Here is a 17,119-nt window from a genome sequence, read left to right on the forward strand (position 1 = left end):
TTTTTACTATTCGCTTTTGCTTAATGGCAATTGCATACCGGCGTATCGGCAGCGGCGTTGTGCGCCAGCAATACATACAGGGCAGCCAGGTCTTCAGAGCTGACATGTTCTGAACGCAACATGGATTCGTTCATAAAGGGCAGCACAAAATCATGCGACCATGTAGCACATTTCTTGCCGATAAGAGGCAAGGTAAGGCAAAGGCCAACACGCAGCGAGAAGCTCACCCTGGGGCCGGTGGTTAGATTGCTGACACAGATCTCTATGGAAGGGCCCAGCTTGATCGGCAGGTTCCAGTTGAAGCAGGCATTGGAGTTAATATTGAATGTCTTGGAATAGCTGCCGAAGGGCGACTGAAGGTTAAGCTGCAGTATTACGATACCGCCGCTGGCCGAGGCATTGACACACAGGCTGAAGCCCATGAGGTTGGGCGTACACCAATTAACGGAGGACAGTACAGATTCATAATCGGTGTGTACACTGCCATTCTGGGCTAGCGTGAGATTCTGATTCATAAAAATAGTTTGGATGATTTCCTACTCATAAGGCTTTTCGGAATGAGACCCCGTTTTTGCTGTTACGGCCAGTCCGTTTTTTAACCGTGGGTTCTGCTCCACGCCATTGCTGGGTTACAAGCTTGCGGGGACAAAAGTCCATATCGGGGCCGTAGCAGACAAGATGAGAAATCCGGTTTTTAAAACAGGGTTTTTAGCGCTATACAGGAAAAACCCTGTTTTTCATGCTAACATTTTGCTAGTGGCAGTCAGACAGTTACCTTTGAAATCCTTCGCATCAAACCATAAAGCAAGCAATTCAATGGACAACACGACAACGCAAACGAAAATCGTTTTGCAATTATCTGCCACAGACAATAAACCCATCAGCCTGCAGGAAGCCAGGAGCCGGCACCTGGAGTACCTCGAGCACGGACCATACGTGTATACGCCTGTAGAAAAGAGCATGGCGGAAGAGCTGAAAGTACTCCACAGTTTCTCCATCAATCAGGACGACCTCGAGCTGCTCTATAAATATGCGGAGCAAGGTATCCGCCTGCATTTTTGCCGCGAGGCCTCCGGCAACCTCAATATTATTGCTGCACCTATAGGTAAAAACGGCGAGCTGAACCTGGGCGACGCCGGTACCCAAAAGGCGCCCATCGTGAATACGCTGGAACCTTGCCCCAGTATCTGTGCACCGCTTTTCTCCGAGACCAGCCTGAATTGCTGGCCCGAAAATGAGAAATACTACTGGATGGATCCAAATGATATACAAGAGGATAAAATGTGGTTCTGCAAAGGGGCCGAAGGCAGAAAAGAATATGTAGACCGCCCGGAAAGCGCGCCCATAGCACCTTAACACCAGGATCAAGCCTGCCTATGTTCCCGCTGCATTATGTGATCTATGTCGTTATCATCGGCGCCGCCTTTACTACGGGCCTTTACAGGCTCAGGCGGCAAAGAACCATCCAACCTGTTGTATGGTTACTGGGGATTACCGCCTGCAGCGAAATATTGTGTAAGGCGCTTGCGCTTACCATTCATAACAACATTCCTGTTTATCATGTGTACCAGCCCATACAGCTGACCTTATGGGCTGTTTTTTTTTACCGGAATATGCGATCGGGATGGCGGAAAACCGTAGTACCATTGTGGCTCCTGTTGTTCTTGTTCTCGATCCTGAATACGCTGGTCATTCAGCCGGTAACGGTATTCCCCGGCAACTTTACCAAGCTCGAAAGCGTGGTGGTCATGTTCTGGTCCTTTTGTCTTTTTTCCGAGCTCCTGGACTTGCCTGCCCGGGAAAATATTTTTCTGAAAAGCAGCTTTATTGTCTGTATCGCGGTCATGTGGTTCAACCTGGTTTCCTATCTGTTCTTTGGATTGTTTAACGATTATGTCTCTGCGCCGCGAATGCTCCGGTCCGTATGGGGCATTCACCTGTTCTCCAATTATACTTACTATAGCCTGCTATGGGTAGCCATGTTATTAAAAGCCGAAACGCCAGCCTATGAATAATAGTGACCAGATCATCAGTATCCTGTCTTTCGCCCTGTTTGTCACCCTGCTGTTTATCTTTTCGATATCGCTGGCTGTTCGCTACCGCAAACGGAAGAAAGAAAATGAGCTTTTAAAAACGAGCTACCTGCTGGAGATCCGGAATGTTCATTTGGAGATCAAGGAGGACATCCTGCACCATGTGAGCCGGGAGCTGCACGATAACCTCGGGCAGATCGCCTCTCTGATCAAGATCAACCTGAACACGATCAATACAACGCTCTTGCCGCAGGAGACAGAGGACAAGATTGAAGAGACCCGGAAGCTGATGCGACGGCTTACCCGCGACATCAAGATACTGTCTGTAGGCATACACAAACTAAGCCCCGATCAATCCTTTCTTGAAGTAGCCCGGAATGAGATTGCACAGCTCAACAAAACCGGCCTCATTGCCGCAACGCTTCTGGTCTCCAACGATTTCGTCGAGCCGCAACAGGAAAAAAGCCTGATGATATTCCGGATGATGCAGGAAGCGATCAACAATATCATCAAGCATAGCCAGGCAACAGCATTGGACGCCCGTTTTTGTTACAGGAATGGCGCCTCCATAATCGAGCTGCAGGATAACGGTATCGGCTTCGACATCAATCAGCCGACATCCGGCGATGGCTCCGGTCTCAGCAACCTGCGCCACAGGGCCCGCCTGATCAATGCAGAGCTTAAGATCGCCAGCAAAAAAGCAGCAGGTACCACCGTAACCATTACTTTCACCTAATCCTACAACATTACTAAGACGCCATGCTCCATATAGGCCTTGTAGACGACCATACGCTTTTTCGCAAAGGCATCATCTCTTTGATAGAAATGGCCTGTACCCAGCCCGTACAGATCCTGTTTGAAGCTGCTAACGGGCTGGAGCTGCAAGCACTGATCGGCTCCGCCACGGCACCGGATATTATCATTATGGACATTAACATGCCGGACATGAATGGCTTCGATAGCGTGCTCTGGCTCAAAGAGACCTATCCTGCCGTACCGGTGCTTGTCCTTACTATGATGGATAAGGAAGAGTACATCATCAGGATGCTGAAAATGGGCATTAAAGGGTATCTGAGCAAAGACGTCGAACCCAAAGAGCTCGGCGAAGCGATACATGCCGTATCCAATAACGGCTATTACTATACCGACTTCATTACAGGTAAGCTCATCAGCACCCTGCAGCAATATGATGAGCATGGAAGAAGCCTGTCGCCCTTAAACGAGCGGGAGACCGAGTTCCTGCGCCTGGCCTGCAGCGAATATACCTATTATGAGATCGCAGCCCTCATGCATCTCAGCCCCAAAACCGTAGATGGTTACCGCAAGGCTTTGTTTGAAAAATTATCGGTCAAAAACAGGGTTGGTCTTGCCTTATATGCCGTGAAGCATGATATCGTGAAGCTGTAGCGCCGATGGGCTTTTAAAAGACCGACGATGTTCGCTGACCCTTTCAACAAATTAAATTGGCCTTTTCAACAAATTAAAACTGCCATTCATTGCTGAAATTTGCCCTATCAAATTTTAGACAATGGAACAGAAAGAAACCGTTCTGGTAACCGGAGGCTCAGGCTTTATCGCCTCTTATTGTATCATTGCTTTACTCCGCAATGGTTATAAAGTAAAAGCAACGCTGCGCTCGCTTAAAAAGGCGGACCTGGTAAAGCAAATGCTGCAGGAAGGCGGTATCCGGTCTTTCGAAGATCTGTCCTTTGCCGAAGCCGATCTTCAGAACGAGGCCAGCTGGGAAAAAGCCGTTGAAGGCTGCCGGTATGTGATCCACGTTGCTTCACCCACACCTCATACGGATGCCACAACGGAAGATGATTTTGTAATCCCGGCGAGAAACGGCGTGCTCTTTGTCTTGCGCGCCGCAAAAAAAGCCGGCGTAAAACGAGTAGTGCTCACTTCCGCCTTTGGCGCTGTAGGTTTTGGCACTATAAAAAAGACGCCTTATACAGAAGAAGATTGGACCGTGCTGAACGATACCGTATTTCCTTATCAAAAGTCAAAGACCATTTCGGAACAGGCCGCCTGGGACTTCATCCGGCATGAAGGCGGGGGTATGGAGCTTGCCGTGGTCAATCCCACCGGCGTTCTGGGCCCCGTCCTGTCTGATGATTTTTCGCATTCGATTCAAAATATGAAGCAAATGCTGAACGGTGATATGAAAGCCTGCCCGAAGATTATTTCGGGCTATGTAGATGTACGCGATGTGGCCGATCTGCACTTTAAAACAATGACGATGCCGCAGGCAAAGGGGCAACGTTTTATCGCCGTCGCCGGCGAAGGTTTCTCGCTCCTGGATATCGCCAATGTATTACGTAAAAACCTGGGTGACAAGGCAGCTAAAGCGCCTGCCAAAGAATTGCCAAGCTGGCTCATTAAACTGCTGGCTGTATTTAACCCCAAGCTGAAAGCGGTAGCCCCTTATTTAGGCATGGTAAAAAGAGCAAGCAACGAAAAAGCTATTAGCATGCTGGGGTGGAAACCCCGCACCACCGAAGAAGCGATCGTGGCTACGGCAAATAGCCTGATCCAACTGGGCATTGTACGCTAACAGGAAGGAAATATTCCCTATTTTCATCTTTGTAACGGGGGAATGGAAAGAGGCCGTCTAAATCAAATAATCCATACAAATGAAAATAATTCTTACCGGCGCTACCGGATTAGTAGGAGAAGGCGTTTTGCTGGTCTGCCTGGAACATCCCCAGGTCACAGAGGTACTTATGATCAACAGGAGACCACTTGCCCTGAAACATGAAAAACTGAAAGAGCTGATCGTAAAAGATTTTTCGACGATCGGCGACTATAAAGAACAACTGGACGGCTATGATGGCTGCTTCTTTTGTGCCGGCGTCAGCGCGGTTGGTGAAAATGAAGAATCATTTACCCGGAAAACATTCGACTTTGTGGTTCCCTTTGCAGAAACCTTATCCCGGATCAATCCGGCAATGACCTTTATCTATGTCTCGGGAGCCCGTACCGACAGTACCGGACAGGGAAAGGCAATGTGGGCAAGGGTAAAAGGCCGAACCGAAAATGCTTTGCTGAAGCTGCCTTTCAAAGCCGTTTATCCTTTCCGCCCCGGCTTTATGAAGCCGGTAAAGGGACAAAAAAATGTCCGGTGGATCTACCGGGTGTTCGATGCTTTATCACCTTTATGGTACCTGACTTTCCCCAATTGGATCTGCACGATGGAAGAAGTGGGCCTGGCCATGATCCACTGTGTTTCCAGAGGATACAGCCAGCCGGTCCTGGAAGTGAGGGACATTAAAGCACAAGCTAAAAAATGAAACGGTTTCTAAAAATCCTTAAACGCACGATTATCGTTTTGTGCTCCCTGGTTGTGGTGCTGGCCATCGTTACCTATTTCTATATGAAACGGCCACAATTCGGCGCTTTACCCGAAGGGGAAAGGCTTGCCTTGGTAAAAAGATCGCCACATTATAAAGACGGGAAATTCAGAAACCTCGTAGAAAAACCCACGATCGCAGCGGGTTTCAGCTTCTGGGGTGAAATATGGAACTCTTTAACGAAAATCTATCCACATACGGAACCGGTCGACTCGCTGCCCTCTGTCAAAACAAATTTAAAAACCCTAGCGGCAGACAGCAATGTGCTGGTATGGTTTGGCCATTCCTCTTTCTTTTTACAGGTAGATGGCATAAAGATACTGGTCGATCCCGTCTTTTGCAGGACAGCCTCGCCGCTACCCTGGGGTGTTAAGGCTTACAAAGGAAGCGATAGATACACTGCCGGCGATATGCCGCCGATAGATTATATGCTGCTATCGCACGATCATTACGATCACCTCGATTACGAGACCGTAAAAGCATTGCGGCCCAAAGTAAAGTATGTGATTTGCGGGCTGGGCGCCGGCGCTCATTACGAAAGATGGGGCTATACGGCACAGCAGATCCTGGAAAAAGACTGGGGCGATACCGTGGCGGTGAAACCCGGTTTCAACATCTTTACCGAAAGCACGCACCACGGATCGGGGCGCGGCTTTACAAGCGACAAAAGCCTGTGGCTCTCGTTTTTCATACAATCGCCGGCACTGAATATTTATTACAGTGGTGATGGCGGCTACAGCGACCGGTTTAAAGATATTGCCGCGAAATACCCGGCTATCGACTGGGCCGTAATGGAATGCGGTCAGTACAATAAAGCCTGGCACAGCGTACATGAGCTGCCTGAAGAAGTAGCGCAGGCCACCCTGGAGCTGAAAGCGAAAAACCTCGTGCCCGTGCATCATTCCAAGTTCACGCTGGCCCGCCATCCCTGGAAGGAGCCGCTGGAGCAGATGACGGTATTGTCGCAAGCAAAGGCTTACCACCTTGCTACACCGATGATTGGTGAGGTGGTAAGGTTGAACGACAGCCTGCAGCAATTCACACAATGGTGGAAAAAGACAAACTAGCTAAGCCATGAAAATAACGGAGATAAAATCCTGCTTTGTGGGTCCGATGATCTCGCCGGAGCAATTTATAGCCGAACATTTCTTTTTGTTCCTGGCAAAAGGGATCATGAACGGCTATGACGGCAACAAGCATTATATACTCAAACCCGGAGAAAGCTGTATCGTCCGTAAAAACAGGCTGGCCCGGTACAACAAAGTAAAAGTGAACGATGCTTTTGAAAAAGTGATTATCTTCTTTGATGAAGCTTTCCTGAAAGACTTTCAGCGGACACATAGAATATCTTTTGAGCAGCATCGATCTAAGGATGCCTTTATCCGGCTGAAAAGGGATAAGCTTATCGACAGCTTCCTGCTTTCCCTGGAACCCTATTATAACCCTTCAGGGAATATCAGCCCGGTATTTTCCGATTTAAAGCGGGAAGAGCTATTGCTCATCCTGCTGCAATTGCATCCCGGGCTATCGGACATATTGTTTGACTTCGGCATTCCGGGACGTTTAGATCTCGAAGCGTTTATGCAGCAGCATTACAGGTTCAATGTAAGCATGGAACGTTTTGCCTTTCTTACAGGACGCAGCTTGTCGGCCTTTAAAAGGGATTTCAAAAAGCTATTTAATGAAACCCCCAATCGCTGGCTGATCCAAAGACGGCTGCAGGAAGCGCGGTTCCTGATCGAAGAAAAAAAGCAACGACCCACCGACATCTACCTTGATCTGGGCTTTGAAGACCTGTCTCATTTTTCTTTTGCATTCAAGAAAGCATTTGGGATTTCGGCGCGCGACCTGTAGGCCTGCTCCTTTCGTTATCCCTTGCGGCCAATATACCCGTTGGTGCAAAGTGGCGTCTAATGAATAGAGCCACTATAGCAGTGGCTCTATGGTAACCTAAAAGGATCTTTCGAAAAAGCTTAAGCGCAGCAATTGAAGGTGCAGGAATCGCAGGAATTGAAGATGGTGCATCTTACAGTACCTACGGTACCGGTAATGGGCCCGGGATCGGTAGGAGGGCAACCGATAGAAACGGGGCCGCCACCTTTAACCTGGTCACCCTTAAGGTCAACAATAATGTACTTCCGCAGCTTTAATGCCGGCAGGTTCAGCTTGGCTTTTTTCATAAATAGTTTGGTTTTTTGTCTTTCAAATTTACTTCATCAGCACAAATCCGGCGCCGGCCCGGACGTTACCTTCCGGTTAAAAGCATACAACCAGGGCTGCGGATGAACAGCCGCTCAATTCCATATCCCGTTTCTTTCGGTCAGAATGATGGGCTGGTCATCGGTAACGACGATAGTATGCTCGTGCTGGGCCATATAGCCGCCCTTGTTACCCACCATCGTCCAACCGTCGTTGCGCTCCACGGCATAGGTAGATGAGGTAGCGATAAAGGTTTCTATGGCAACTACCGAATGCTTCGTAAACCGCCTGTGATCGTAACGGTTCCTGTAATTCATCAGCTCATCCGGCGCCTCATGAAGGCTGCGGCCGATCCCGTGGCCGCCCAGGTTCCTGATCACCTTATAGCCCTGCTTCCTCGCTTCTGTTTCCATCAGATAGCCTATGTCTGCTATTTTCACACCGCCCCTGATATTGCCGATGGCCTTGTGCAGGATATCCTTTGACGCATCGACTAGCTTTTGATGTTGGTTAACGTCTGCCCCCAGCACAAAAGAAGCGCCATTATCGGCCCAGAACCCATCCAGTTCGGCAGAGACATCCACATTGATCAGATCGCCTTCTTTCAGCATACGACTTTTCCTTGGGATGCCATGGCAAAACTCTTCACCAACGCTGATGCAGGTCCAGCCCGGGAATTTATAGGTCAGGTACGGCGCCGATCTGGCGCCATAGCCTGACAATATCTTCGCGCCAAATTCATCCAGCTCCTTAGTGCTCATGCCCGGCTGCGCATAATTGACCATTTCTTTCAAGGTGCAGGCAACGGCTTCAGCCGCTTTTTGCATACCCAGTAACTCCGATTCCTTTGTTATTGACATATCTTGCTTTTTCGCCGTTACAGCGTATGAATGTAATTGTTTCAGCCGGCTCCGGGGAATACGGCAGCATCTGGCCCCGCCACTGTGTCCAACCTATAACAAAGTTATGAAAATATCGCCGCGGCTTATTTGGAGCGGCACTATAGCAATGCGGTTTGAACATTTACCTGGATCAGGCCTGGTAATAAATGACATTATGTCCCACCAGGCCTATATCTCCCAACCTGCTCTGGGAGCAGGTTTTGTGCTTTATTTCATCTTAATTATCTACCTATAGACACGGCTGGCAGGCAACAAATAGGATTTGTGAACAAATAATCCGACCTTTGTACGCAAGGCTGCCCCTTCTCTATATTGCTGATTCATCCTTTAGACACCCAGGCTTTTCTCCCGCCGGTATCCTCTATTTCCTGTCTCACTTATGCAACCGGAACGGCCTATTTATCACTTTAACTTACTTAATGGGAAGATCACACGAAACGAGTGGCAAAAAAGAAATTGCCAAAAAGAAAAAAGAAAAGCAAAAAGCCAAAGCCGAAAAAAAAGAATTACGGCAATCTAACACCAGCAAGGGCAAAGACCTTGAAGATATGATGGCTTACGTAGATGAGAACGGAAATCTCTCTACCCAACCACCGGATCCGCGCCGGAAGAAAGAAATCAAACCGGAAGACATATCGCTTTCTGCTTCAGGAAACAATGACCGGGAGCCAACCGAAAGACAAGGTACCGTAACCTTCTTCGATCTGGTGAAAGGATTTGGCTTTATTAAAGATGCGGATACTTCCGACAGCTTTTTTGTACACAACAGCGACCTTTCTTCGCCGGTCAAGGAAAACGACAAGGTGGTTTTTGAAGTAGCCAGAGGACAAAAAGGAATGAAAGCGATCCTGGTACGAAAGCTGGGCTAATGCTTTCTTTACGGCAGCAGGCACATGGATAACGGAGACTTTTTCTATAAGCATAAACCGGTAAGGTAACATCCCTTCTATTTTCTATGCCTTAAAGGTTAGTCATCGGAAGTCGGGCTTTCGGGAATCGTATGACACCGGAACCGGAGATACCAAAAAATAAAAAGCATGCCAAAAGGCATGCTTTTCTCAATTAACATATCAGTATCAGTAGTTAGATTACCCTTACATTAACTGCATTTGGCCCTTTCTGTCCGTCTCTTAAATCATAAGATACCCTGTCATTCTCACGGATGCTCTGTGACAACAGACCAGAAACGTGAACAAAAAGATCGGCTCCGCCATTAGCAGGTGTGATGAAACCAAATCCCTTAGTTTCGTTGAAGAATTTTACTGTTCCTTCTTGCATTAGATTAAATTGAAAAAATGAATAAAGAACAAAGATACAAAAAATATTAGAAATATTTGTAAAACTTTCCTTATGCCTGCAATAATTGCTGCGGTTCCGGGCCGGGCCTCGATACCCGCTTATCGGAAACGATCCGGAGGATGCCCAGCCAGTTGAAAAAGCGAATGACCTGGTAGGTGGGGTCAAATTCAAACCGTTTCATCGCCATATTGACCCTGGAGGGGAACTTATGATGGTTGTTGTGGTACGATTCGCCTAAAAAGAAAATATCTACCCGCATCAGGTTTTCTGAATGATTATTGACTTCAAAATTCCGGTATCCCCTTCTGTGGGCATTCCAATTGACAATAGCGCCCTGAACAGCGCCCATGGCCGCATGCACCGGCAGCAATAAATAAAACCATGCGGAAGGAGCAAATGCAATATAGAATGCGATATAGGCGCCTATCCATGCAAATCTTGAAATGGGATGGCTGGCAATAAGATCAAAAGTCCTCCAGTCCGGTACATTTTTACTAAACCGTGCCTCTATGGGCATTTTATCGCGTAAGACGCCGAGGATAAAGTCCCTGGTGCGCCACATCATGGTAAATACGTTGCGGGAGAATGCGGGAGAATGCGGATCGTCTTCTGTATCGGTATAGGCGTGGTGCATCCTGTGCACGATGGCATAAGCTCTGGGGCTAATGTAAGAGGCGCCCTGGGCGACATAGCAAAAGATAAAGAAGAAACGCTCCCAAAAGGTAGACATGCGGAAACTGCCATGCGCAGCATATCGATGCAGGAAAAAAGTCTGGCTGAACAAGCACAGGTACCAGTGCGCAATAAAGAAAGCAATCACGATCATATAGCGGGCAATTGATTAAGATATTAGAACGGGATCAATTGCACATGACAGCGAATGAATGCTGAAAAGAGAAAGAGAAGAAGTCCTGTAGTGCAATTATAACGTAAAGACCGGAAAGATGTTGCGCCCTGGCCATTGTTTTATCTTAAATAAAATCACATCGCCGATTCCGCTACTGCATTAAACCCGTATTAACAGCCAGGGACAACTGTCCGCGGTTTTTACGGGCATACATTATTTCTCTTTCTCAGCATGATTATATTTAAAGTTTTGATTTTATTTGTCAAAGCTTTTGTAAAGCACAAATACCAAACCATGCTTACCCAAACACACCAACATGTTCTCCGCACTGATATTAGATGATGAAGCACCCGCCCGTAAATTCCTGCATGGGCTGCTTGCCGAGCACTGTACGCAACTGAGCGCCTTTTTTCTTGCCGGAGATATACCTACGGCCGCCCGCCTGCTGCAGGAAAACGAGATCGACATTTTATTTCTCGATGTAAACCTCGGCACTGAGACCGGATTTGATCTGCTGCAGCAAGGTACGGGCAGGCACCAGGCATTGATCTTTGTAACAGCCCACGAAGAATTCAGCCTTAAAGCGATTAAGGCCCGGGCTATAGACTACCTGCTTAAACCCATTGATATCGACGAGCTGTTACTCGCGGTAGATAAAGCAACCGGCTTCCTCAAAAGCACGCGGCCGGCGCCGGTAGCGCAAACCCCGGCTTCCGATACCGGTAAGCAGCAGGTTATCGTCAACCACGATGACGGCTTTGAATTGTTTGACCAGTCCCGCATTCTTTTTGCGGAAGCAGAGGGAAGCTACACCGCATTCTATCTTGAAGGTGCGCAGAAGATCATTGCATCCAGGCAGTTGGGATCTTACGAGACACTGTTGGCTTCCCCGTTCTTTTTTCGCTCTCATAAGTCCTATATTATCAACCTCAGGCATCTGAAAGGCTATTCGTCTAAAAACGGGTATACGGCCCTGCTCTCTGAGGGTTACGAGGTTCCCGTCAGCCGCAGAAAGCTATCCTTGTTCCTGGAGTTGTCCAAAAAGCTGGGTTCTTGAAACGGTTTTTCATTGTCTTGCTTTGTGTATTGCTGACCGGCTTTGCTCCGGCGCAGCCGGGTACCTATATCCGTTATGGGGCGGCAGACGGCCTCAGTGGCAATTATATTTATGATGTGGTGCAGGACAAGGAAGGCTTTCTGTGGATCAGCTCCAATACAGGTGTGTACCGCTTCGACGGTACTCATTTCCGCCAGTTCCATACCAAGGACGGGTTGCCGGATAACGAAGTATTGGAGATCTGCATCGATAAATATGGCCGGGTATGGTTCTGTTGCTTTAACGGAAGGATCGGCTACTACGATAAAGGCCGCTTCTTCCATCCCGGCAATACCCCTGCGCTTGCCGGGATACGGCTTATGAATTATTCCCCCCGCTTTTACGAGGGCCGCAACAACATCAATCATGTGCTGGGAATAGGCGGGAACTATGCACAGCTGAAGGTAAATGCCGACAGCATTTTATCCTGCAAAGTAATGCCTTATAAAGCGAGTGTTTACTGGGAAGACGGTATGGATAGCTATTACCTTATGGATAGCTTTATTTATAAGAACGGACGACGCTTATTCCAGCTCAGGGAAGGACTCGGTTCGGGTACGGTGGTTGCCAGGGGGAATGCCTGCTATTACCTGCAGTCGACGGGACTCTTCCGCTTCAGAGAAGGCAGGGAACAGCTGTTGTTTACCTGGAAGGATAAGCTGGATCCCTGGAAGCTGGAAGTACAATCTCCCGGGCGTTTCTTTATTACCTGCAACAACGGCAAGGTGATCGCACTGCGGGAACAAAACGGCGTGGTCGTCTCATCGCGGGTCTTCACCGATGTATATTCGCCGGGGCGCGCCTGGGCCGATAAAGACGGGGGCATCTGGATCACTTCGCTGGCCGACGGATTGTATTACTATCCCGGCAATAAGGGCAATGCCCGGGCAACCCGGTTCTCGCCACAATGGCCGGGAAAGGTGATTACAGACATGGAAGTCTGCGGCACACAGCTCGTAACCGGCTTTGAGAATGGCAGCGTCGCCTGCTTCAGCAAAGAGCTGCGCCTGGATACGGTGTTGCACCACTCTACCAATACGGCGATGATGGTCAAAAATGTATATTACGACAGCAATCTCGGAAAGGTTATCGTTTCCGGCGGCAGTATCCTGGTATGGCGGGCGGGCGATAACAACACCTTCCGGCCGGTAAAGGTCGCCTCTTCCCTTCATCCCATGATATGTCCTATGAAGGATGCAGAAATAACGGCTACCGGAAAGCTTTACCTGAATAGTATCCGGTACCTCCTGGCCGTCGATATTGCTGCCGGGCGGCTGTTGGTCGATTCCCTCTTCACAAGCCTCAGCCGGAAATATGCGATATGCCCCGATATCGCACCGGGTAAGGTGTGGTACAGCGATATCGACGGATTGCATTGGCTATACCAGGGGCGCCCCCGGCTGCTGTCGTCTTCCAATCCTTTTTTCCATCAGCGTATCACAGATATCAAAATGCCGGGACCCAATCTCCTGGTGCTCACAACCGAAAGTGAAGGTGTAGCCATCGCCGATACCCTGGGTAAGGTACGGCAGCTCATCGAGCCCAAGGCATTGCATTGGGGCGCCGTAAGCAGGACCAAAATGTATGGCGACGAGCTATGGCTTGCGGGAGAAGCCGGGATAGGCATGTTTCGCCGTAAAGGAGACCGGTACAGACCTGTACTTTGGGTCAATAAGAATAATGGCCTCCTGTCGGACAATGTGCTGTCCTTTTGCCGGGACAAGGATTTTCTCTATGCTGTAACAGCAGAGGGACTACAAAAGCTGGACATCGGCTCGCTGACACAGCAACCGGATAAGCCGCGGCTGCTGATCCATTCGGTCCAGAATAAAACGCAGATCTGGCGCAATCCCACGGGCACGATCAATCTTCCCGGGGAAAGTAAGGAGATAAGACTGGAATGCAGCGCTATAGCCTTCGGGAACACAGCGCCGGTAACCTTTGCCTATTGCTTTGAGGGCTCCGACAATTTTATCGAAACATCCGGTCCCTTTTTTTCCATTCCCCTGGGTTTCGAAGGGCATAAAAAGCTATATCTCCGCTGCCGCAAGGGAAACAGCGCATGGTCGGAAGAAAAAATCCTGCTCTTGCAGATACCCATTCCTTTTTTCCAGCGATGGCCGGTAAGCCTGGCTTTGCTGTTGTGCGCCCTGGCGCTAATATTGCTTATCAGTAATTATCTTGCCGCCAGGTTGCGAAAAAGGCAGCTCAATGAACGGGATATGAAGCTGCAGGTAGTCCTGCTCAAGCTGCGTGCACTGCAAGGTATGATGAATCCGCATTTTGTATTCAATGCGCTCAACTCCATTCAAAGCTATATCAACGAGCACGACCGGTACCTGGCCAATAAATACCTGTCCAAATTTTCGAAGCTCATGCGGGGCAGCCTGAACAGCAGTCAGGAAACCAGGAGCGTCCTGGCGAAAGAGCTGGAATACATCAGCAATTACCTGGACCTGGAGCAATTACGATTTGATGGCAGACTAAGCTATACGTTCGACATAGGACCGGGTGTCAATGCCGATACAATACTGGTACCTGTAATGCTCCTGCAGCCTTTAGCGGAGAATGCCGTTATTCACGGTGTAATGGCCGGGAAAAAGCCGGTAATGATCACCATTTCCTGTACCATCGATGGCGGTAACTTACTGGTATGCGTGAAGGATAACGGTCCCGGGCTCAACAGCACCCGCACAGTGGAGAAAACGCATAAGAGCCTAGGGCTGGATATGATCCGGAACAGGCTGCAGCTGCTAAGCGAGATGCAGGGAAAAGAGTATAGCTTCCGGCTGACGGATAACCCTGACGGGCCCGGTGCGGCGGCCACATTAAGGCTGGCCCTTGAATACCTGTCCTGACCGTTTAACAATTATACCCTACCGTTCCTGTATTGCAGGCTGCCGTTCAACAATTGAACACAGGAAGGTGATCCGGCCATGTTAGTTTTAGCCCAAACTAAACATTTAAAACACATGGCTAATCAAAACTTACTCCATTGGAAAACCCATTTCAAACAGGCTATGGCGGCAGCATTACTGTCCTCCGCGGGCTTTGGCGCCTTCGCTCAGTCTTATGACTGGGTAATACAACCGGCGACCCGCATTCAATTTTCCGGAGGCAATGGCGTCGCCTCTGCTATGCCGACATTAGGTTGTCTCGGTACCCAGACTGCCCAGGTGATCTCTACTTCATCGGGAAGCGACCCGGCCTTTGCCTTTGTCCCCAACTGCGGCACCTACAATCTTTCCGGTACGAGTGTGGCCGGCAAGGGCTACCGGAACGTGTTTCCGATACCCGGCCTTTGTAAGAAATTCTATGCCGTAGAATGGTACCTGAACCATTTCCCGGCAAACAGCCGGCTCGTGCTCAGGAAGCTGGATGCCACCAACCCTGCTGCTGTCGTGGAAACGGATAGCGTCGACCTGTTTTCGGAGCAATCGGACGACCAGCATTCCAATACCGTGGCGATCGCCCCGCTGAGAACCGACGGGACCAGGCTTGTCTATTTTTACGATGCAAAAAACAATGCGCTCAAATCGGTTACCATTTCTGCAACCGGTGGTATAGGCGCCGTACAGCACCTGCGTTATATCACACTGGGCGCTACCGTTTTTGAAACCTACAACCAAATGGAGGTGAGCCCCAATGGTAAATATGTTATCTTCAGCGATCGTTTTGGTAAGGTATGGTCGGTAGATGTATTCACGGCCGGCTATCCGGTTGCCGAGCTTACGGCAGGTATTCCAATAGGTACAGGACGGCATATTCACGGCTATGAATACGTACCGATGACTAACAGTCCTGACCGTGTGTACATCAGCTGGCACGGCAGCGGCCCCACAGCAGGCGGCGTAGACTATGTCGAAATATCCAACCCGGCTACACCCATCAGCCTCTTCTCAACCATTACATTACCTGTTACAACCTCACAGCTAAGCTGGGGCTATACGGAAATTGAGCGGGGAAGGGACGGACAGCTTTACCTGGCTACCAATCCCAATACCGGCCTGGGCGATAACAGTATGACTACTGGTCCTCTGTATGTGGTCAATATAACCAATAGCACTATCCAGCCGGCAAAGATCAACAATACGACGCAGGTATACATCAATACCTTCTCCAACGGCGCCGGCCTGGGAACAGGCTTTGGCTACAAGATACAGGCGCAGATCGACGGCGAGAGCTTCAGCCGCTACAACAGCTTATCGCCAAGCTATACGCTGAACGGTATTTCGCAGAGCAGCCCTTCAATCATTCCACAGGTAGTCCTTTGCGATAATACCCCGTTGACGCTTCACTTCAATACAGGCGGCTATATTACGAGCGCCGGGATCACCTTGCAGAAAGGTACGGTTAACGGGAATACCTTTACCGCGGTCGGGCTTCCTATAGCCGTACAGGGAAATCCCCTGGGTGCTCCAGCCATGGAAGGCGATGTGAATGTAGGATCGTTGTTCGGCCTGGGATCTTATACCGGCGGCGTACGGTTTACGCTTACCTTCACCAATAGCTGTGGCACGACCGCAACCATTACGCAAACCTTCGACATCGCCAGGGTAGGACTGGTAGTCGATTTCAAATTGCAGGGGCCATCAGGATGTCCGGCGCTCAACCGCGTAACCAGCATTGGTCAGCTGGCCAATTCCAATCCTTACACCCAGCCGGCCACAAGTGTTTTCTGTAAAGACGGTTGGCTGGGCGCGCTCAGTGCCGGTATTCAGCAAGCCAGCTATGTGATCACCGGCAACCTCACCATCCAGGATTATACTTTGTCTGTACAACAGGTAGATAATGCCGGAAATGCGATCGGTGCGCCGATTGCGACGGCGACACAGACAACTCCGTTCAATAACTATCTCTTCAACAGCCTCAATCCCAGTCTCTGGTTTTACCTTAATTACAATACCATCAAGAACAATGCCTACTTTAAGGTAACCCTGGCCGCCAATACCACACCTTGTGGTATAATCGAGCGGTATTCCTATTTCAGGATCATTGATGGCAATGCACCTGGAAATACCTGGCGATCTACAGCATCCAATCCCTTCACGGGAGATGCCGATGCAACAGACATCCAGGTATTTCCTAATCCGGCTACCGAGCAAATACACTTTAGCTGGCAAGCCGGCAATGCTGAAAACGATGCCCGCATACAGCTGACCGATGTGCTGGGTAAAACCGTTCTGCAACAGTCGCAGGTGCAGCAGCAGGGAAGCAATGAAGCGATCCTTGATGTTTCCCGCCTGGCCCCCGGCATGTATTATTACCAGCTGGAAAGCGGCGGAATGGTCTACAAAGGAAAGATCAGCCGGCTGTAAGCTGCAGTGGTGCGCTACAAAAGTAAAAGGTTGCCTCCTGTGCCTGTTAAGCAAGGGAGGCAACCTTGGTTA

The 17,119-nt window shown here is 49.3% G+C and carries 17 protein-coding genes; 12 read left to right on the forward strand and 5 right to left on the reverse strand.

The window, feature by feature from the left end:
- Window positions 1–20 precede the first annotated feature (20 nt).
- Window positions 21–515 carry a hypothetical protein gene (locus DZK30_RS09185; RefSeq protein WP_118973829.1) on the reverse strand — a complete coding sequence of 165 codons (495 nt, stop codon included), beginning with the start codon at window positions 513–515 and terminating at the stop codon, window positions 21–23.
- 301 nt (window positions 516–816) lie between these two features.
- Between DZK30_RS09185 and DZK30_RS09190 the strand changes: the two genes are divergently transcribed.
- From DZK30_RS09190 to DZK30_RS09225, 8 genes are all read left to right on the forward strand, one after another.
- Entirely contained in the window at window positions 817–1,356 is a 540-nt protein-coding gene (locus DZK30_RS09190) for a hypothetical protein (protein WP_162902976.1), read from the forward strand.
- A gap of 20 nt (window positions 1,357–1,376) precedes the next feature.
- On the forward strand, window positions 1,377–2,015 hold the full coding sequence (locus tag DZK30_RS09195; RefSeq protein WP_118973831.1) for a hypothetical protein: 639 nt from the start codon (window positions 1,377–1,379) through the stop codon (window positions 2,013–2,015).
- Window positions 2,008–2,769 carry a sensor histidine kinase gene (locus tag DZK30_RS09200; protein WP_118973832.1) on the forward strand — a complete coding sequence of 254 codons (762 nt, stop codon included), beginning with the start codon at window positions 2,008–2,010 and terminating at the stop codon, window positions 2,767–2,769. Before DZK30_RS09195 ends, DZK30_RS09200 begins: the two co-directional genes overlap by 8 nt.
- Before the next feature lie 23 nt (window positions 2,770–2,792).
- A complete protein-coding gene (locus DZK30_RS09205) occupies window positions 2,793–3,440 on the forward strand; it encodes a response regulator transcription factor (RefSeq protein WP_118973833.1) in 648 nt (215 codons plus the stop codon).
- A gap of 121 nt (window positions 3,441–3,561) precedes the next feature.
- Window positions 3,562–4,590, forward strand: a complete 1,029-nt coding sequence (locus DZK30_RS09210) for an SDR family oxidoreductase (RefSeq protein ID WP_118973834.1) — start codon at window positions 3,562–3,564, stop codon at window positions 4,588–4,590.
- Window positions 4,591–4,669: 79 nt separating this feature from the next.
- A complete protein-coding gene (locus DZK30_RS09215; protein ID WP_205529398.1) occupies window positions 4,670–5,326 on the forward strand; it encodes an NAD-dependent epimerase/dehydratase family protein in 657 nt (218 codons plus the stop codon).
- Window positions 5,323–6,453, forward strand: a complete 1,131-nt coding sequence (locus tag DZK30_RS09220; protein ID WP_118973836.1) for an MBL fold metallo-hydrolase — start codon at window positions 5,323–5,325, stop codon at window positions 6,451–6,453. The genes DZK30_RS09215 and DZK30_RS09220 overlap by 4 nt, the downstream gene beginning before the upstream one ends.
- 7 nt (window positions 6,454–6,460) lie before the next feature.
- Window positions 6,461–7,240 (forward strand): helix-turn-helix domain-containing protein, encoded by a 780-nt coding sequence (locus tag DZK30_RS09225; protein ID WP_118973837.1) that lies wholly within the window; start codon window positions 6,461–6,463, stop codon window positions 7,238–7,240.
- A 119-nt stretch (window positions 7,241–7,359) separates the two neighbouring features.
- Here the strand turns inward: DZK30_RS09225 and DZK30_RS09230 are convergent, their stop codons facing one another.
- Together DZK30_RS09230 and map are read right to left on the reverse strand one after the other, a co-directional pair.
- Complete coding sequence (locus DZK30_RS09230) at window positions 7,360–7,566, reverse strand: hypothetical protein (protein ID WP_118973838.1); 207 nt, start codon at window positions 7,564–7,566, stop codon at window positions 7,360–7,362.
- A 114-nt stretch (window positions 7,567–7,680) separates the two neighbouring features.
- Window positions 7,681–8,445, reverse strand: a complete 765-nt coding sequence (gene map, locus DZK30_RS09235; RefSeq protein ID WP_118973839.1) for a type I methionyl aminopeptidase — start codon at window positions 8,443–8,445, stop codon at window positions 7,681–7,683.
- Between the two features lie 461 nt (window positions 8,446–8,906).
- Between map and DZK30_RS09240 the strand changes: the two genes are divergently transcribed.
- The gene (locus tag DZK30_RS09240) at window positions 8,907–9,356 is read left to right on the forward strand and encodes a cold-shock protein (RefSeq protein ID WP_118973840.1); all 450 of its coding nucleotides are present in this window, start codon (window positions 8,907–8,909) and stop codon (window positions 9,354–9,356) included.
- A 214-nt stretch (window positions 9,357–9,570) separates the two neighbouring features.
- Here the strand turns inward: DZK30_RS09240 and DZK30_RS09245 are convergent, their stop codons facing one another.
- Both DZK30_RS09245 and DZK30_RS09250 read right to left on the reverse strand, forming a co-directional pair.
- A complete protein-coding gene (locus DZK30_RS09245; protein ID WP_118973841.1) occupies window positions 9,571–9,765 on the reverse strand; it encodes a cold-shock protein in 195 nt (64 codons plus the stop codon).
- Window positions 9,766–9,835: 70 nt separating this feature from the next.
- Entirely contained in the window at window positions 9,836–10,612 is a 777-nt protein-coding gene (locus DZK30_RS09250; RefSeq protein ID WP_118973842.1) for an acyl-CoA desaturase, read from the reverse strand.
- Between the two features lie 337 nt (window positions 10,613–10,949).
- On the opposite strand from DZK30_RS09250, the gene DZK30_RS09255 reads away from it, so the two are divergent.
- From DZK30_RS09255 to DZK30_RS09265, 3 genes are all read left to right on the forward strand, one after another.
- Complete coding sequence (locus DZK30_RS09255) at window positions 10,950–11,690, forward strand: LytR/AlgR family response regulator transcription factor (protein ID WP_118973843.1); 741 nt, start codon at window positions 10,950–10,952, stop codon at window positions 11,688–11,690.
- Entirely contained in the window at window positions 11,687–14,587 is a 2,901-nt protein-coding gene (locus DZK30_RS09260; protein WP_118973844.1) for a sensor histidine kinase, read from the forward strand. Before DZK30_RS09255 ends, DZK30_RS09260 begins: the two co-directional genes overlap by 4 nt.
- Window positions 14,588–14,701: 114 nt before the next feature.
- On the forward strand, window positions 14,702–17,047 hold the full coding sequence (locus DZK30_RS09265) for a T9SS type A sorting domain-containing protein (protein WP_162902977.1): 2,346 nt from the start codon (window positions 14,702–14,704) through the stop codon (window positions 17,045–17,047).
- The last annotated feature ends 72 nt before the right edge of the window (window positions 17,048–17,119 follow it).

The sequence above is a fragment of the Taibaiella koreensis genome (genome assembly GCF_003545715.1).
Taxonomy (GTDB): Bacteria; Bacteroidota; Bacteroidia; order Chitinophagales; family Chitinophagaceae; genus Taibaiella; species Taibaiella koreensis.

Excerpts from the sequence above, each read along its gene's own strand:
- DZK30_RS09200 (WP_118973832.1), top strand. The coding sequence starts at position 2,008 with ATGAATAATAGTGACCAGATCATCAGTATCCTGTCTTTCGCCCTGTTT.
- DZK30_RS09255 (WP_118973843.1), top strand. The coding sequence starts at position 10,950 with ATGTTCTCCGCACTGATATTAGATGATGAAGCACCCGCCCGTAAATTC.
- DZK30_RS09205 (WP_118973833.1), top strand. The coding sequence starts at position 2,793 with ATGCTCCATATAGGCCTTGTAGACGACCATACGCTTTTTCGCAAAGGC.
- DZK30_RS09225 (WP_118973837.1), top strand. The coding sequence starts at position 6,461 with ATGAAAATAACGGAGATAAAATCCTGCTTTGTGGGTCCGATGATCTCG.
- DZK30_RS09190 (WP_162902976.1), top strand. The coding sequence starts at position 817 with ATGGACAACACGACAACGCAAACGAAAATCGTTTTGCAATTATCTGCC.
- DZK30_RS09185 (WP_118973829.1), bottom strand. The coding sequence starts at position 515 with ATGAATCAGAATCTCACGCTAGCCCAGAATGGCAGTGTACACACCGAT.
- DZK30_RS09195 (WP_118973831.1), top strand. The coding sequence starts at position 1,377 with ATGTTCCCGCTGCATTATGTGATCTATGTCGTTATCATCGGCGCCGCC.
- DZK30_RS09220 (WP_118973836.1), top strand. The coding sequence starts at position 5,323 with ATGAAACGGTTTCTAAAAATCCTTAAACGCACGATTATCGTTTTGTGC.
- DZK30_RS09215 (WP_205529398.1), top strand. The coding sequence starts at position 4,670 with ATGAAAATAATTCTTACCGGCGCTACCGGATTAGTAGGAGAAGGCGTT.
- DZK30_RS09245 (WP_118973841.1), bottom strand. The coding sequence starts at position 9,765 with ATGCAAGAAGGAACAGTAAAATTCTTCAACGAAACTAAGGGATTTGGT.
- DZK30_RS09240 (WP_118973840.1), top strand. The coding sequence starts at position 8,907 with ATGGGAAGATCACACGAAACGAGTGGCAAAAAAGAAATTGCCAAAAAG.
- DZK30_RS09210 (WP_118973834.1), top strand. The coding sequence starts at position 3,562 with ATGGAACAGAAAGAAACCGTTCTGGTAACCGGAGGCTCAGGCTTTATC.
- map (WP_118973839.1), bottom strand. The coding sequence starts at position 8,445 with ATGTCAATAACAAAGGAATCGGAGTTACTGGGTATGCAAAAAGCGGCT.
- DZK30_RS09265 (WP_162902977.1), top strand. The coding sequence starts at position 14,702 with ATGGCTAATCAAAACTTACTCCATTGGAAAACCCATTTCAAACAGGCT.
- DZK30_RS09250 (WP_118973842.1), bottom strand. The coding sequence starts at position 10,612 with ATGATCGTGATTGCTTTCTTTATTGCGCACTGGTACCTGTGCTTGTTC.
- DZK30_RS09230 (WP_118973838.1), bottom strand. The coding sequence starts at position 7,566 with ATGAAAAAAGCCAAGCTGAACCTGCCGGCATTAAAGCTGCGGAAGTAC.